16 protein-coding genes are annotated in these 15,780 nt (G+C 36.3%); 13 read left to right on the plus strand and 3 right to left on the minus strand.

Translation table 11 applies throughout. The features are described 5' to 3' along the window. The first annotated feature begins 275 nt into the window (after positions 1-275). From ACKTTZ_RS09570 to ACKTTZ_RS09585, 4 genes are all read left to right on the plus strand, one after another. Positions 276-992: a polyprenol monophosphomannose synthase gene (locus ACKTTZ_RS09570; protein ID WP_306596455.1), complete on the plus strand. Its 717-nt coding sequence runs from the start codon at positions 276-278 to the stop codon at positions 990-992. A 5-nt stretch (positions 993-997) separates the two neighbouring features. Beyond that, positions 998-1,366 carry a DUF4296 domain-containing protein gene (locus tag ACKTTZ_RS09575; RefSeq protein WP_253316363.1) on the plus strand — a complete coding sequence of 123 codons (369 nt, stop codon included), beginning with the start codon at positions 998-1,000 and terminating at the stop codon, positions 1,364-1,366. Positions 1,367-1,433: 67 nt separating this feature from the next. Further along, the gene (gene tgt / locus ACKTTZ_RS09580; protein WP_034691588.1) at positions 1,434-2,564 is read left to right on the plus strand and encodes a tRNA guanosine(34) transglycosylase Tgt; all 1,131 of its coding nucleotides are present in this window, start codon (positions 1,434-1,436) and stop codon (positions 2,562-2,564) included. A 5-nt stretch (positions 2,565-2,569) separates the two neighbouring features. Then, positions 2,570-3,682, plus strand: coding sequence for an LptF/LptG family permease (locus ACKTTZ_RS09585; RefSeq protein ID WP_034691587.1), 1,113 nt, complete (start codon positions 2,570-2,572; stop codon positions 3,680-3,682). Here ACKTTZ_RS09585 and ACKTTZ_RS09590 read toward each other — a convergent pair. Then, positions 3,676-4,389, minus strand: a complete 714-nt coding sequence (locus ACKTTZ_RS09590) for a biotin--[acetyl-CoA-carboxylase] ligase (protein WP_034691586.1) — start codon at positions 4,387-4,389, stop codon at positions 3,676-3,678. The genes ACKTTZ_RS09585 and ACKTTZ_RS09590 overlap by 7 nt on opposite strands. 87 nt (positions 4,390-4,476) lie before the next feature. Here ACKTTZ_RS09590 and rsfS point away from each other — a divergent pair, with 87 nt between their 5' ends. The 9 genes from rsfS to ACKTTZ_RS09635 all read left to right on the plus strand — a co-directional run bounded on the left by rsfS (position 4,477) and on the right by ACKTTZ_RS09635 (position 13,518). Then, positions 4,477-4,842 carry a ribosome silencing factor gene (gene rsfS / locus ACKTTZ_RS09595; protein ID WP_047376360.1) on the plus strand — a complete coding sequence of 122 codons (366 nt, stop codon included), beginning with the start codon at positions 4,477-4,479 and terminating at the stop codon, positions 4,840-4,842. Positions 4,843-4,864: 22 nt separating this feature from the next. After that, positions 4,865-6,886 carry an ATP-dependent zinc metalloprotease FtsH gene (gene ftsH / locus ACKTTZ_RS09600; protein WP_034691584.1) on the plus strand — a complete coding sequence of 674 codons (2,022 nt, stop codon included), beginning with the start codon at positions 4,865-4,867 and terminating at the stop codon, positions 6,884-6,886. Between the two features lie 136 nt (positions 6,887-7,022). Further along, positions 7,023-7,604, plus strand: coding sequence for an LUD domain-containing protein (locus tag ACKTTZ_RS09605; RefSeq protein WP_034691583.1), 582 nt, complete (start codon positions 7,023-7,025; stop codon positions 7,602-7,604). Between the two features lie 24 nt (positions 7,605-7,628). Next, a complete protein-coding gene (locus tag ACKTTZ_RS09610) occupies positions 7,629-8,501 on the plus strand; it encodes a phosphatidate cytidylyltransferase (RefSeq protein ID WP_034691581.1) in 873 nt (290 codons plus the stop codon). A 4-nt stretch (positions 8,502-8,505) separates the two neighbouring features. Continuing rightward, positions 8,506-9,162, plus strand: a complete 657-nt coding sequence (locus ACKTTZ_RS09615; protein WP_034691579.1) for a phosphatidylserine decarboxylase family protein — start codon at positions 8,506-8,508, stop codon at positions 9,160-9,162. A gap of 423 nt (positions 9,163-9,585) precedes the next feature. Beyond that, the gene (locus ACKTTZ_RS09620) at positions 9,586-10,578 is read left to right on the plus strand and encodes a Two component regulator three Y domain-containing protein (protein ID WP_079240098.1); all 993 of its coding nucleotides are present in this window, start codon (positions 9,586-9,588) and stop codon (positions 10,576-10,578) included. A gap of 97 nt (positions 10,579-10,675) precedes the next feature. Beyond that, a complete protein-coding gene (locus ACKTTZ_RS09625; RefSeq protein WP_034691577.1) occupies positions 10,676-11,089 on the plus strand; it encodes a transposase in 414 nt (137 codons plus the stop codon). A gap of 1 nt (position 11,090) precedes the next feature. Then, positions 11,091-11,411 (plus strand): hypothetical protein, encoded by a 321-nt coding sequence (locus ACKTTZ_RS09630; protein WP_034691574.1) that lies wholly within the window; start codon positions 11,091-11,093, stop codon positions 11,409-11,411. 295 nt (positions 11,412-11,706) lie between these two features. Further along, positions 11,707-13,518, plus strand: coding sequence for a hypothetical protein (locus tag ACKTTZ_RS09635; protein ID WP_407848548.1), 1,812 nt, complete (start codon positions 11,707-11,709; stop codon positions 13,516-13,518). A 49-nt stretch (positions 13,519-13,567) separates the two neighbouring features. Here the strand turns inward: ACKTTZ_RS09635 and ACKTTZ_RS09640 are convergent, their stop codons facing one another. Both ACKTTZ_RS09640 and ACKTTZ_RS09645 read right to left on the minus strand, forming a co-directional pair. Beyond that, positions 13,568-13,915, minus strand: coding sequence for a DUF1801 domain-containing protein (locus tag ACKTTZ_RS09640; RefSeq protein WP_034691569.1), 348 nt, complete (start codon positions 13,913-13,915; stop codon positions 13,568-13,570). An 18-nt stretch (positions 13,916-13,933) separates the two neighbouring features. Beyond that, positions 13,934-15,772, minus strand: coding sequence for an ABC transporter ATP-binding protein (locus ACKTTZ_RS09645; protein WP_034691567.1), 1,839 nt, complete (start codon positions 15,770-15,772; stop codon positions 13,934-13,936). Positions 15,773-15,780: the final 8 nt, after the last annotated feature.

Below are 15,780 nucleotides of genomic sequence, written 5' to 3' on the forward strand. Positions count from 1 at the left end.
TTACGTGATTGATGAAGTGTTGTGATGATGGCAAAATTTAAGTTTTTTTATTTATTATTTAACTTCAGATAACACAGCCCGGCACAGATTTTCCTGTCACCAGATCCATGAATCTGCAGTTATAATATTTGCTCCCACCGATTTTACGTATTGTTCAGATCTGTTGAATAAAAGTTTCTGTTTCATCCGCTTAATCCCCGAGAAATATTTTTGCAAAATTATAGATTATTTTGTATAAAATAAAAAGGTTAAATAAACTATCTTTGCAAACTGAAATGAAAAAACTCGTCATCATCCCAACATATAACGAAAAGGAAAATATTGAAAATATTATTTCCGCGGTTTTTGCATTGGAGGACGACTTTCATATCTTAGTAGTAGATGATTCTTCTCCGGATGGAACTGCAGAAATTGTAAAAGAACTACAGAAGAAACATCCGCATTATTTACACTTATCCATAAGACATGTAAAAGACGGATTGGGAAAGGCATATATCCATGGTTTTAAATGGGCCATCGAAAATAAATACGATTATATTTTTGAAATGGATGCTGATTTTTCACACAATCCTAACGATCTGCCGAAACTTTTTGAAGCATGCAGAAATGCAGATATGGCCATCGGATCCCGTTACTCAAAAGGAGTGAATGTAGTGAACTGGCCTATGGGAAGAGTATTGCTTTCTTATTTTGCCTCCAAATATGTAAGGTTTGTATTAGGACTTCCAATTCATGATACCACTGCCGGATTTGTCTGTTTTTCAAGAAAAGTATTGGAAGAAATAGGATTGGATAATGTAAAACTGAAGGGATATGGATTTCAGATTGAAATGAAATTCAGAGCTTTTAAAAAAGGCTTCAGAATTGTAGAAGTTCCTATTATATTTACCAACAGAATTTTAGGAGAAAGCAAAATGAATGGTGGAATTATCCATGAAGCTGTTTTTGGAGTGCTGAACTTAAAATGGAAATCAATCATCAACAGATTATGAAACTGATGAAAAAGTTAATCTTTATTTTCGTTTTGTTGGGCTTGCTTTCGTGCGGCGATTATATTGATAAGCCTAAAAATCTGATCGATAAAGATATGATGGCGGAAATTATTGCCGATCTTGCAATCAACGATCAGGCTATTTTTGTATATCCTGACAAAAATATGGAAGCAGGAACAAGAGCTGTTTTGAAATCACATAAGGTAAAGCCTGATGATTTTGTAGATAGTTTCAAATACTATGTAATTAAAGAAGAAATGGATGGGATCACCAATGATGCTCAGGAAATATTGCTGAAAAAAGATCCCAAAGCAGATAAATATGTAAAGGAAAAACTGAAACAGAATGGTACTGTAATCCCCTTAGTGAGGTAAATTACCATAATAGTTTCTGTTTTACAAAAATCACTGGCCAAAACAGTGCATTTAAAAAAGTATAGAGATGAAATTTTTTAATATAGAAAAAACCTCTGAAGGAAAAGCAAGAGCAGGGGAAATTACCACAGATCACGGGAAGATTCAAACTCCTATTTTTATGCCTGTGGGAACTGTAGCAAGTGTGAAAACAGTTCATCAGAGAGAATTAAAAGAAGATATTAAAGCTCAGATTATTCTGGGAAATACTTATCACTTATACCTTCGTCCGGGCATGGAAACGATGCAGGATGCAGGTGGTTTACACAAATTCATGAACTGGGATCTTCCTATTCTTACCGATTCAGGAGGTTTTCAGGTATTTTCACTGGCTAGTAACAGAAAGATGACAGAAGAAGGGGCGAGATTCAAATCTCACATCGACGGAAGTTATCATATGTTCTCTCCGGAAAGATCAATGGAGATCCAAAGACAAATCGGAGCCGATATTTTCATGGCTTTTGACGAATGTACTCCTTACCCTTGTGATTACAACCAGGCGAAATCATCTATGGAGCTTACTCACCGTTGGCTGAAAAGATGTATTGAATGGACGAATGATAATCCTGAATTATACGGACATAAGCAAAGGCTTTTCCCTATTGTTCAGGGATCTACCTATTCTGATCTTAGAAAGATTTCTGCAGAAGTGATTTCTGAAGCAGGAGCAGAAGGAAATGCTATCGGAGGACTTTCGGTAGGAGAGCCTGAAGAAGAAATGTACAGAATCACTGATGAAGTAACAGATATCCTTCCAAAAGAAAAACCTAGATACCTGATGGGAGTAGGAACTCCATGGAATATCCTGGAATCTATCGGACTGGGAATTGACATGATGGATTGTGTAATGCCAACAAGAAATGCAAGAAATGCAATGCTTTTCACGTGGCAAGGGGTGATGAACCTTAAAAATGAAAAATGGAAGCGCGATTTTTCGCCTTTAGATGAATTTGGGACCAGTTTTGTAGATCGTGAATATTCAAAAGCGTATCTTCGTCACCTGTTTGTGTCTAAAGAATATCTTGCAAAACAGATTGCTTCGATTCATAATCTTGCCTTCTATCTTGATTTGGTAAAAGTAGCCAGAGAACATATTGTGGCAGGTGATTTCTATGAGTGGAAAAACTCTGTAGTACCGGTTCTTAGACAAAGACTGTAAGAGATATGCTTAAAATTGTAGACAGATATATCATTAAAAAATACCTTGGAACTTTCAGTTTCATGTTGGTGCTATTGTCTATAGTCGTATTGGTAATCGATGTTCAGCAAAAGATTCCAAGAATTGAGAATGCTAAGGCTATTGATCCAAAACTGGATCTGACCTATTTTCTTATTCATTTTTATCCTTTCTGGATTATCAATCTTGTGGTGACCTTTCTTTCCATTCTGGTATTTATTTCGGTGATTTATTTTACCTCCAGAATGGCAAATAACACTGAAATTGTTGCTATTATCAGTAGTGGAGCCAGTTTTCACAGGTTTTCCAAGCCCTATCTGGTAACCTCTATTTTTATCGGATTAATTGCTCTTGTAGTCTATCATATGGTGCTGCCGTGGGCCAATATCAAGAAAAATGAACTGGAGGCCTATACTTATAATGCGGCCAATAAAGAAAAGATTTTAGGAACAGCTCCTGCTTCTTCACAGCTGAGTAAAACGGAATATATTTTCGTTGATTCATGGAATAAAAGAGAAAAAAGAGGGTCGAGTTTTGTCTATCAGAAATACGATAAAGACAGAAAAATGACCTATGAGCTGAAAGCAAGTGAAGTATATTGGGATAAAGCCAAAAAACAGTTTGTCTTAAATAACTATCTGGAAAAAACGATCAATAAAGACAATACCGAAAAGCTCGGAAACGGAATAGAATTAAGGAAAAACTACGGTCACTCACCGGAAGAACTTTTCCCTAACGAGCTCTTAGGACAAAATAAAACCACTCCGGAACTTTTAAAATTTATTGAAAGAGAAAAAGAAAGAGGAAACAGTAACCTGAATTCTTACCTGAATGAACTTCACCAAAGAACGTCAATGCCTGTTTCAATCATTATTCTGACCTTCCTGGCACTTTCTCTGTCATCACAAAAGAAAAGGGGAGGATTAGGAGTTAACCTTGCAATAGGGATCTCATTGGCCTTTATTTTTGTGTTTTCATTCGAAGCCTTAAAAGTGGTTTCGGAAAATAAAAGTTTGTCTCCGGCTGTAGCCATGTGGCTGCCTAATATGGTGTTTTTACCACTTACTCTTTATCTTTATATCAAGAGAGCCAATCAGTAAAGTAATTTTACTTCTTTGTGATAAAAGGAATGCATTCCGTCTTCCAGTTCGATCCAGAGTTCACCCTTTTCGTCTGCATGTCGGATGATGCCATTTTGTCGCTCTTTTTCAATTTCAAAGACTGATATCTGATCCTTTCTGAAAAGGTTTTTATTAAATCCATCCAGAATTTCCTGATCTGAAGGTATGTTTTTGAGCCTTTCAGACAGATATTCATGAAGGTTGAATGCAAGATCTTCCAGATCAAATTGGATCTCTGTCTGCGTCAGAAGTGATCCTGCATTGGATATTTTATCAAAATTTTCCTGAAGAATATTGATCCCGGCTCCGATGATGAAATAATTATTTTGATTAATTTTTTTCTTTTCTATTAAAATTCCAACGATTTTTTTACCTTTAAGGATAATATCATTCGGCCATTTGATTTTTACCTCAGAGTCAGACAATTTGGCAAGGAAATCCCGGATCACCATTGCGGTATAATAATTGAACATAAAGTCGGAGCACAGGATGTTCTGAGTATTCACTGCCAGCGTATAAGCCAGATTTTTTCCGGCAGTCTGAGTCCAGGTATTTCCATACTGACCACGGCCTTTAGTTTGATTAAAAGTATGAAGCCCTATAAAATTTGAATCTCCGTAAAGTAAAAACTTTGATATTTCGTCATTAGTAGAAGAACATTCTTTCAGATAGAAGAGTTGGCTCATTTAAGAAAACTTTAAGAGATTAAGAGGGTAAAAGTAAGGTTAAAGTAAAGAAAAAACAATAAATTTGCAGATTATAGTATTTTTTTAATGAATAAAACAGCAGAAAAACAAGCGTTAATAGATAAAATCGTTGAAGCTATCCAGGATGTAAAAGGGGAAGACATTATGATCTTCGATCTTTCAAACATCGAAAACTCCGTAGCAGAAACGTTCGTGATATGTAGTGGAAACTCAAATACACAGGTAGCTGCATTGGCAGGAAGTGTAGAGAAGAAAGTAAGAAACGAACTACAAGACAGACCTTGGCACGTAGAAGGTACTGAAAATGCGATGTGGGTATTGGTGGATTACGTTTCAGTGGTGGTTCATATATTCCAAAAACAGGTACGTGAGTACTACGATATAGAAGAGCTTTGGGGTGACGCAGTCATTACCAAAATTGAAAATGAATAATAAAAAAATTTAAAAAGTCTAAATGAATAATAAAGGATTCAACTGGTTCTTTCCTATTGCAATCGTAGCTCTTTTGCTATTCTTTGGCTCCAATTTCCTTGGAGGTGATGCAGCAAAATCTATTGATGAAGATGGTTTCTTTAGAGAAATGCAGGCGGGCAAAGTCCAGAATATAATTATATACAAAGACATAGAGAAAGCTGATGTTTTCCTAACAAAAGAAGCAAAATCGGCAATGGTTTCCAAAGCCGGAAAAGAAAACAACCCTCTTTCTGCCTTCGAAATGGCTCCTAAAGCAGATTTTTCTGTGAAATACGGAGACCTTCAACTTTTCCTTCAGAAATTTGAACAGGTCAAAGCCAGCAATCCGGTTATTAAAACAACAAAAGATTACGGAACAGGTAAGAGTGCATTAATGGACATCTTGGTTCCTGCATTGGTTTGGATTTCTATTCTTGGATTATTCTACTTCCTTCTTTTCAGAAAGATGGGCGGTGGTGGAGGTCCTGGCGGACAAATTTTCTCTATCGGAAAATCTAAAGCGAAGCTTTTCGACGAAAAAGAAAGAATTCAGGTAACATTTAAAGATGTTGCAGGATTGGAAGGTGCTAAAGAAGAAGTTCAGGAAGTAGTAGATTTCTTGAAAAACTCTGAAAAATATACAAAACTGGGAGGTAAAATTCCTAAAGGAGTTCTTTTAGTAGGGCCTCCGGGAACAGGTAAAACCTTATTGGCGAAAGCTGTTGCAGGTGAAGCTAAAGTTCCGTTTTTCTCACTTTCAGGTTCTGATTTCGTTGAAATGTTTGTAGGAGTAGGAGCTTCCAGAGTAAGAGACCTTTTTGCTCAGGCTAAAGCAAAATCTCCGGCCATTATCTTCATTGATGAGATTGATGCTATCGGACGTGCAAGAGGAAAAAATAATTTCTCCGGCGGAAACGATGAAAGAGAGAACACTTTGAACCAGCTTCTTACTGAAATGGATGGTTTCGGAACAGATACCAACGTTATCGTAATGGCAGCAACCAACAGAGCGGATATCCTTGATAAAGCTTTGATGAGAGCAGGACGTTTTGACCGTTCTATCTATGTAGATCTTCCGGAGCTTCACGAAAGAAGACAGATCTTTGATGTTCACTTGAAAAAGATCAAACTTGATGATAATGTAGACAGAGAGTTTCTTGCAAAACAGACTCCAGGATTCAGTGGAGCAGATATTGCAAATGTTTGTAACGAAGCAGCGCTTATCGCAGCAAGAAATAACCATACTTCAGTAACAAAACAGGATTTCCTTGATGCTGTAGACAGAATCATTGGTGGTCTTGAAAAGAAAAATAAAGCAATCAAGCCTTCTGAAAAAAGAAGGGTGGCTTACCACGAAGCAGGGCACGCTACGATCTCATGGTTGGTAGAACACGCATCTCCACTTTTAAAAGTGACGATCGTTCCTAGAGGACGTTCACTGGGAGCAGCATGGTACCTTCCTGAAGAAAGACAGCTTACCACTACTGAACAGATGTTGGACGAAATGTGTGCAACATTAGGAGGTAGAGCAGCAGAGCAGGTTATTTTCAATAACATTTCTACAGGAGCACTTTCTGACCTGGAGACAGTGACGAAAAGAGCTCAGGCAATGGTAACAATCTACGGATTAAGCCCGAACATTGGTAATATTTCTTATTATGACAGTTCAGGCCAGTCTGAGTACAATTTCGGAAAACCATATTCTGAAGAAACGGCTACTAAGATTGATGCAGAGATTAAATCTATCATTGAAAACCAATATGAGAGAGCAATAAGAATCCTTGCTGATAATAAAGATAAACTGGATGCTTTAGCTAATAAGCTGCTAGAAAAAGAAGTGATCTTCCGTGAAGACTTAGAAGAAATATTCGGAAAAAGAGCATGGGATCCTGAATTGACAGAGAAGCCTGTAACCAATACTATTCCTGAAAAAGATCAGCCGGTAGTAGTGGAAACACCTCAGATTAAAGAAAAAGAAGAAGAAAGCGAAATACAGGCTCCAGAAAGCCCGACACAGCTTTAAGACTCTTAAAAAATAGAATTCATAAAAACCTGACAACTGCAAAATTGTCAGGTTTTTTCATATTTAAGGAGATATTTTGGACACTATTGTAATTTATTTTCTATTTTTGTATAAAGTTGACTAAAAATAGATTAAGTTGAATTTATTCAAGAGGATTGTAAGCAAACTTACCAACCAGCCTGAAGAAGAGGACAAACAGAGCCTGGAGAAGCTTGGGGATTCGCTGAAAAATGCGGATCTTGACTATAAGTTTGCGCAATTATTTACGCATTCGGGGGGATTTTTTAATTATTGTGCAGATGAAGCGGAAGCTCTACAAACTTTAAATCAAATTATCAAAATAGAAGGGATCCACAATCTTTTTTGTTGGGATAAAGAACTTCAGAATTTTTTGAACGTTGTGAAGTCTTCATATACTTCAGAACTACAGCCGTCTAATGACGCCGCATTCATCACCTGTGAATATCTGATCGCTTATGACGGCAGAATCATGCTTTCACATAATAATATTCTTCATTATCATTCTTCAAGGCTTCCCGATAGAATTATCATCATTGCCAATGTTTCTCAGATTGTAAACAACCTGAATGATGCTATGGGGAAAATAAAAAGGAACGGAAATATCAAGAACCTTACTTCCATAAGCGGAAGCCAATCGAAAATGGACAGTTCTTCCAATTCCAATACAAAACTGTTTTTATTGCTGCTTGAAGATTAAGCAACCACTTCTAAATTTTAAATTTTGGACAAAAATCTCATTCAAAGAACCGTATCAGGTATCGTTTATGTAGCTATCATTATTCTTTGTTCTACTCCGCTGGGAGCACAGCTGCTGAACAATATTGCACCTGGTCTTATCAAGCAACAGTATCTTTATCATGGATTAATGAGCCTGCTGCTGATTGTAGGAACATGGGAATGTGTCAAAATCATGAAGTTTGGAAACGGCTATGAAAAATGGGTCGTATATCCATTGGTCATTTTTATATTTTACATGTTTTCCAAAAGATATTTTAATCACGATTTCTTTTTTGATTTCAGGCTTAGTGAAATACTGGCACTGGCACTTATTGGGATTGCTGTGGTTACTTTATTCAAATATCCCAACGAATTATACTTCGACAGTGGGAAACTTATTTTTACCGTAATCTACGTAGCTCTGCCATTTAGTTTTGCATTGGGGCTGCCAAAGTTCTCAAGCTATAGCGATAGTTTCTCTTTGGAGGTTCTGTTTCTGTTTATCCTGATCTGGAGTAGCGATACCTTTGCATATCTGGTAGGGAAATTCTTCGGTAAACATAAAATGGCTCCTAAAATATCCCCTAAAAAAACATGGGAAGGGTATGCCGGAGGTGTTATTTTAACATTGGTTTTATCCTACTTTATTGAACATTATCAGCCTGAGCTGAGAGGCAACTGGATGGTAGTAGGATTTTTGATTGCTGCCTTTGCTCCTTTAGGAGATTTGGTGGAGAGTCAATTGAAGAGAAACTTCGGTGTAAAGGACAGTGGAAACATCATTCCTGGGCATGGAGGAGTTTTAGACAGACTGGATAGTTTTATTATCTGCGTTCCTGTCGTATATTTGTACTTTATTTTAGAAAAATTTATTTAGTCTCATGAAATTACATAGAGAATCAAAAGGAACGATTACCGTTGCGACCCTGCTTTTTATTATTCTGGGCGCTCTAGCAATTTATTTCCTTGAAATATGGTCACTGGTGATCATTATGCCTTTGTTGGTTATTTACGGTTTAGTATTCTGGTTCTTCAGAGTTCCGGATCGTAATATTCTTGATCACAGAGAAAATGTTATTGCTCCGGTGGACGGAAAAGTGGTAATGATCAAAGAAGTGGAAGAGGATGAATTCATAAAAGGAAAAGCTATCCAGGTTTCTATTTTTATGTCTCCACTCAATGTTCACATCTGTAGATATCCGGTTTCGGGAGAAGTGATTTACAAAAAATATCACCCGGGAAAATATCTGGTAGCATGGCATGAAAAGTCTTCTACAGAGAACGAAAGAACTACGGTAGCTGTTCAGACGATGACTAATCATAAAGTAGTCTTCAGACAGATTGCCGGATATGTTGCAAGAAGAATCGTTTTCTACTGTAATGAAGGAGATAAAGCAAAAGCCGGGCATGAGTTCGGATTTATTAAATTCGGTTCCAGAATGGATGTATTCCTTCCTTTGGATACTGAGATTATCTGTAAAATCGGAGATATTACAAAAGGAGGAGAACATGTTATCGCCAAACTGAAAGAAAATTAATATTCTTATCGTATATAAATCAAAAGAGAGCTATAAAGGCTCTCTTTTTTATTTTGTAAACATTACCCTCGTTTGAGTGTTTTAAGATTAAATTACGCATGAGTAATATTGCGTATCGGAAGATGAATGCTTTTACGTGGAGATCAATAATTTTGCATGCTTAAAAACACAAGCTCATGCTTTTAAGTGATCTGAGGTAAATGCTTATTAATTTATTGTCAAAAATGGTATTTCATTTGAAAATTTTAATAAATTGTAGCTAGAAAACACCTTAATCATATCCTTTTTAATGCTGAAAAAGACTATACATTTCGTTTTGTAGATTTTTTCTTTTGCAAGAAAGGCTGTTAATATTGGGAAATTTATGCTTTCAGGAGTACGAATGCCAACTTAAGCTTGTGAAAGCATAAAAACAACAACAAGATGATTTATAAGTTTTTCTTTAAGGTGATCAACGACGAAGCGGAGAATATGGATGATGATTTTGAAAGTAGTTATCTTCATCTTATTAACCGGTATCTGCTTTTATTGTTCTTCATATTCCTGTTTTATTCCATTTTCATAATTACTTTTTTCGGGGATATGCTGATCTCCATATTTCTTACCGTTATTACCTTTTTCTGGTTGTTTTTAATGGCTATCAAGGGAAAAATGAAACGGTTCAGGAAGGTGTTGAAAGGAGCTGTTATCTTTATACTTGCCCTGTTGACTTTTATTGTAAGCTTTTTTCATATTTATACTTACAAAAATGCGGGAGTAGAGTATTTCTACTTTTGTCTCTTGTTTGCAGTTCCATTTTTTCTGAACTATAAAAAAGATTCTTTTGCTATCTTTTTCATTGCTTTTATGATCAGTATTAATTTTATTGCCTGCCTTTACTTTGATTTTGATTTTCTTCCTAAAAGCAGATTTATAGAAAAAGAGGATTTTAAAACAATAAAATTGCTGAACATTTTATTTTCAGTTGCCTCTTTCCTGATGGATATCGTTTTTATTACCCAGAAAGACGCACTGATTCATGGTTTGATTTCCGATAAAAAAGAAAAAGATTCTACCATCAAAGATCTGGTAAAAACGAATGCGGAACTGATGAAACACCAGATGCTGATCAATCATCTTTCAGAAGAGAACATTCAGGAAATTTTGAATTTGGCGGAAAGTAATTCGCCTATGTTTTTTGAAAAATTTCAGGTGTTTTTCCCGCATTTTATTCCTGATATTTTAAAAATAAATCCTAATCTGATCCATTCTGAGCTCTACTTCTGCGCATTGATGAAGCTGGATTTTGATACAAAAAGAATTGCACAGTGTACCAACAACAGTATTCGTGCTGTGGAAAGTAAAAAGTACAGAATCCGGAAGAAACTCAATATTTCCTCAGAGATTAATATCAATAGCTTTCTTATAAAAATTTAAACAAAATTCTGATTTTTGTTACTCATACGTAGTGTTGAGTAGCTTCTGATGGTAATTTTTGAGTTTCTTGTCGATATTTTTACTTAAAAATATTGTGATGAATATTAAAGACATTCATATTGGAAACCTGATCAGATCTAAAGTAGAAGAATATCAGATTTCAATAGAAAGAATTTCCCGATTTTTAAACAGGACGGAAGATGAAGTAGAGATGATGTTTCATGCCAAAAGTATGGATACTGATGTTCTGTTGAAATGGTGTAAACTTTTAAAATTCGATTTTTTCAGGTTCTATACAGGCCATCTGATTTTGTATGCTCCTCAGGCAAGAATTGATAATGAATTCACTCAAAAGAATGACACTCTGGTTTTCAGAAAGAGCATCTACACACAGGAGGTTAAAGATTTTATTCTTGATAAAATAAAAACGGGTAAAATGACTGCTAATGATGCTGTTAAAAGGTATAAAATACCCAAGACCACTTTATATAAATGGATGAAAAAAATATAATATGATTCCTGATTACAAGCAGATTTATACCGATATTCTTGAAGAAAAGTTTCCTGAAAAATTACTGGATGCGGCCATAAGGCTTAAGCTGGAAACATTGCATTCAGCTTTTGATATTCTGAAATTTAATCAATTGATTTTTGGAGACGCCAACTATACAGTTGGATGTGATAATCAGAGACTCCGTTCTTATGACGAAGAATCTATTTTGAAAATTCTCAGTTACCAAAAAAGAAACGGACTGACTAATCTTCAGGTGAGCCATCATTTTAAGATAAGCCGAAATACAATTGCCAAATGGAAAACCATTTTCAAATCATAAAAAGTGTGGTATTCTGTTTAATCTAATTGCTTTATTTTTTTCTATTGCATAAGAGATAATTGATTTTATGCTGTTTTGATTTTGTTTTTTGAATTTATGGTTGGGTTTTGTTAAATAACTCAACTTTTTTATTTGTATCGAATGTTATGATAAGTTATTGACGTTTTGTGAGTTTTACTACGCGTGAGTAGTATTGCGTAGCGGGAATTAATTTGTAATCGCTTGTGGTTGATAATTTTGTGGAAATTAAATGTTCAGGTTAAAATTTAATTATCAAACAATTATAACTTATACAATGATGGAAACAAAATTTACAATGCCTTCAATCAAAGTCTTGTTCATCGCAATGCTCTTTGTTTTTGGAAAATCTTTCTCTCAGACCAACAATGGTGCAGTAGGGATTAATACTACAACCCCGAACGCTAATTCCGTTTTGGATGTTGTTTCAGGAAATAATAATAAAGGAGTTCTTATTCCTCGCTTAACTGAAGCCCAGCGAAATGCAATTGTAATTAATCAATCCAATGATGATGGTTTGACGATTTACAACACCACAGAAGACTGTTTCAATTACTGGAGTCTTGCGGATAACGAATGGAAAAGTGTCTGCGGACAGATGGGGAAAGCTGTTTTTACCATAGACTGTTCCACGTCCAAAGCCATGGGTAGCTATGTAAAAGGAAAAGAGCTTACCAACTCGAATTACCTGAGCATTGCCGTGAATGTGACAAAGCCCGGTAATTATACCATTTCAGGAACTACCACAAACGGATACAATTTTTATGGAACCGGTGTATTTCTAAATGCCGGAACGCAAACCATACAGATTCCGGGACAGGGTGTTCCTCAGAATATTCAGACAGATAATGTGTCGCTGGAAGCCAACGGAACAACTGTTACCTGTACTCCTGCCATTTCTATTGCTGTGTTAAGTCCTGCAGGAACGTATACAATGAGCTGTGGTAGTGCCACGGTAAACGGTATTTATAAAGTAGGAACAGCTCTTACCGCTTCCAATACCATTACTTTACCAGTGAATGTTTCCACATTGGGAAGCTACACTATTACAACCAACACGGTTGACGGAATTTCTTTCAGCGGGTCAGGAACCTTTACGGCTACAGGAAATCAGAATATAACATTAGGAGGAGCGGGAACACCTTCTTCTACGACAGTAAAAACAATAACTATTACTTCAGACAGCCAGGGAGGTGTATCTACAACATGTTCTGTCAATGTGATTGTGGTAGTTCCAAAGAAAAAACTTTTAACAATCGGAACGGCGCCAAATGGTTGTGGATATAATGTTTCAGGAACTTCTCCGTCAGGAATGGTAACGAAAGCGGCTGCTAATTTTGGAACATTGGCCAACAGCATCGTAAAGTACGAAGGATGGGATCAGATCATAGATGGTACAGACAGCCCGAGTGCTGCACAGTTAACGACCTGGACCACCGGATCTAATCCTGTAGATATAATCGTCATAGGATATGCGTGGGGTATGAATGCTGCGGAAGCACAGGTTTTAAAAAATTATCTGGCAAAAGGTGGTGTAATCGTAGCTTATTCTGAAAGTAATGCCGGAATGCAGAATCTTTTCAGAAATGTTTTTGACGGATCAGTAAATACAGGAAGTGTAAACAGTGCAGGAGCAATTTATAAACTGCCAATGACCAATGATGAAATACTGAACGGTCCTTTCGGTGACATCAGAGGATTGCAATGGGGAGAAGATGCTTCTTCCACAACGTATGCAACCGGGTTACCATCAAGTGAAATTACAGTCTATTCAGGAGATACAAATATTTCTACAGCTTCACCATCGGGAACTGTAGGCCGTGTAACTGCGTTTAAGCATAATACACTGAACTTCATATGGGTAGGAGATGGCGGATTCAACTCTCAATGTGGAACAGTTACTTCTCCCAATACTTCTGATACGATATGTCCATTCTATGCAGATACGAACTATAAGCCTATTGCTAAGCCTAATTATGGAAATGGAGCAGCTGCCTACGAAATGAATGTATATAACTCAATATTCTATGCGAATGCTCTTGCCTGGGCAATTAAAAAGGCAGAGTTCAACGGAATAAACACAAAATGATAAAGTTTTTTAAAGATGACTCCAGCACGATTATTCGTGCCGGAGTTTTTTATTTTATATACTTTTTAATCTCTTCTGTCAGGCTTATTATAAATTCTACAGGAATATCCTCTTCCATATCAATAAGAAGGATTTTAAACTTCTTTCTGCCGTCCTGGATGAGCTCAGGATAATCAAGTCGGTCACCATGATAAAAGCTCAGGTAATGCTTTTTGTATTTTTTGCTGTAGTAGAAATAGCACAGCATTTTCTTTTTGTATTTGATAAAGGGAAGACCGAAACTGAATGTTTCTGTAATGTTTTCCGGATCTGAAGCTAAGATCGTATCACGTAAAAATAAAAGAGTACTTCTTTCAGGCTCTTCGATTCTGTAGAAATACTCTTGTATAGGGTTCATTTTAATTCAATTAAAAGATTAGTCGAAGTTTTGAAGTTCGACAAGTTTGTGATACATTCCTCTTTTTGCGATCAGATCGTGGTGAGTTCCCTGTTCCACAATATCACCTTTTTCCATCACTACAATCCAGTCTGCTTTCTGAATGGTTGAAAGACGGTGAGCAATAACTAGAGAAGTTCTGTTTTCCATCATTTTCTCCAGTGCATCCTGTACAAATCTTTCGGATTCTGTATCCAGTGCAGAGGTGGCTTCATCCAGAATCATGATAGGTGGGTTTTTCAATACCGCTCTGGCAATAGAAACCCTTTGTTTCTGACCTCCGGAAAGTTTACCTCCGTCATCTCCGATATTGGAATCATATCCCTCAGGAAGTGTGGTGATAAATGCGTCTGCATTGGCAATTTTAGCGGCTGCAATCACTTCTTCTCTGGTGGCATCAGGTTTACCCATCAGAATATTATTGTAAACAGAATCATTGAATAATACAGATTCCTGAGTTACCATTCCCAATAGCTTACGGTATTCCTGTAGCTTTAAATGTTTGATATCTGTTCCATCAATCAGAATTTCTCCTTCCGAAACATCATAAAATCTTGCTAAAAGATTGGCAATAGTTGTTTTACCACTTCCACTTTGCCCAACAAGAGCAACGGTTTTTCCTTTTGGAATAGAAAGTGAGAAGTTTTTAAGAATCGTATGGTCTTTATCATAGTAAAAACCAATATTATTAAATTCGATTGAACTATTTAATGTTGAGATAGAAACAGGATTTGGTACTTCGTCAATTTTTACATCCGCATCCAGAATAGCTAAAACTCTTTCAAGAGAAGCTTCACCCTTTTGAACATTCGAAATAGATTGAGATAAACTTTTCACAGGAGGTAAAATCTGGAAGAAAATACCCAGAAAAACTAAGAAATCTGCAGGAGAAATACTTTGTTCTACAATGATTTGCTTTCCACCGTACCATGCGATAATCAGGAACGTAACCGATCCTAAAAATTCGCTCATAGGAGAAGCCAGTTCCTTTTTTCTTCCTAAATTTATTGAACTGTTGATCCATTTCTGCATAGACTGCATAAAACGGTTGTCCATTATTTTTTCTGCGCTGAAAATTTTAATAACCTTCGTAGATTTTAGTGTTTCATCTACAATCGAGAAAATATTTCCCATCTCATTTTGAGCCTGGTGAGAATCTTTTTTCAGACTTTTTCCTATTAAAGCAATCATTGTTCCCATTACAGGCAATACTAAAAGAGAGAAAAGAGTCATCTCTGTACTTAAAAAGAAAAGCGTCACCAACGTACTGATCAGCATGAAAGGGGCGTTGATTAATTCAACTAAACTTCCTAAAATATTACCTTCAACTTCACCCACGTCATTGGACATACGGGACATCAGATCTCCCTTTCTGCTTTCCGTAAAAAAGGAAACAGGTAAAGCAAGAATCTTTCTGTACATCGCTCCACGAAGGTCTTTGGTAACCCCTACACGGTAATTGATCAGTAAAAATGAACCTAAATATCTGAAAAGGTTTCTCAGCAAAAACATAAAAGCTGTGATCACACAAAGCCACGCCAAAACGTTAAGTGCTCCATATTGGGTTACTAAACTCTGAACATAATAATTGGCATATTCTTTTGCATAGGAGAAAAAATCTAAAATTTCTCCCGAATACACAGGTGGATGGCTGTATTTTTTAGCCTCAATGGTTCCGAAAAGCATTCCCAAAACAGGTAGGATTGTCCCTAAGGAAGCAATCTGGAATACAGAATACATAAGATTGAAAAACAAACTTCCGTAGATGTATTTTTGGTGAGGTCTTGCGAACTTTAGTATTTTAATATATTGGTTCATTCAATGAA

The organism is Chryseobacterium sp. KCF3-3, assembly GCF_045865955.1.
In the GTDB taxonomy this organism is placed as follows: domain Bacteria; phylum Bacteroidota; class Bacteroidia; order Flavobacteriales; family Weeksellaceae; genus Chryseobacterium.

Excerpts from the sequence above, each read along its gene's own strand:
- ACKTTZ_RS09575 (WP_253316363.1), top strand. The coding sequence starts at position 998 with ATGAAAAAGTTAATCTTTATTTTCGTTTTGTTGGGCTTGCTTTCGTGC.
- ftsH (WP_034691584.1), top strand. The coding sequence starts at position 4,865 with ATGAATAATAAAGGATTCAACTGGTTCTTTCCTATTGCAATCGTAGCT.
- ACKTTZ_RS09620 (WP_079240098.1), top strand. The coding sequence starts at position 9,586 with ATGATTTATAAGTTTTTCTTTAAGGTGATCAACGACGAAGCGGAGAAT.
- ACKTTZ_RS09625 (WP_034691577.1), top strand. The coding sequence starts at position 10,676 with ATGAATATTAAAGACATTCATATTGGAAACCTGATCAGATCTAAAGTA.
- rsfS (WP_047376360.1), top strand. The coding sequence starts at position 4,477 with ATGAATAAAACAGCAGAAAAACAAGCGTTAATAGATAAAATCGTTGAA.
- ACKTTZ_RS09645 (WP_034691567.1), bottom strand. The coding sequence starts at position 15,772 with ATGAACCAATATATTAAAATACTAAAGTTCGCAAGACCTCACCAAAAA.
- ACKTTZ_RS09640 (WP_034691569.1), bottom strand. The coding sequence starts at position 13,915 with ATGAACCCTATACAAGAGTATTTCTACAGAATCGAAGAGCCTGAAAGA.
- tgt (WP_034691588.1), top strand. The coding sequence starts at position 1,434 with ATGAAATTTTTTAATATAGAAAAAACCTCTGAAGGAAAAGCAAGAGCA.
- ACKTTZ_RS09615 (WP_034691579.1), top strand. The coding sequence starts at position 8,506 with ATGAAATTACATAGAGAATCAAAAGGAACGATTACCGTTGCGACCCTG.
- ACKTTZ_RS09570 (WP_306596455.1), top strand. The coding sequence starts at position 276 with ATGAAAAAACTCGTCATCATCCCAACATATAACGAAAAGGAAAATATT.
- ACKTTZ_RS09590 (WP_034691586.1), bottom strand. The coding sequence starts at position 4,389 with ATGAGCCAACTCTTCTATCTGAAAGAATGTTCTTCTACTAATGACGAA.
- ACKTTZ_RS09630 (WP_034691574.1), top strand. The coding sequence starts at position 11,091 with ATGATTCCTGATTACAAGCAGATTTATACCGATATTCTTGAAGAAAAG.
- ACKTTZ_RS09585 (WP_034691587.1), top strand. The coding sequence starts at position 2,570 with ATGCTTAAAATTGTAGACAGATATATCATTAAAAAATACCTTGGAACT.
- ACKTTZ_RS09635 (WP_407848548.1), top strand. The coding sequence starts at position 11,707 with ATGATGGAAACAAAATTTACAATGCCTTCAATCAAAGTCTTGTTCATC.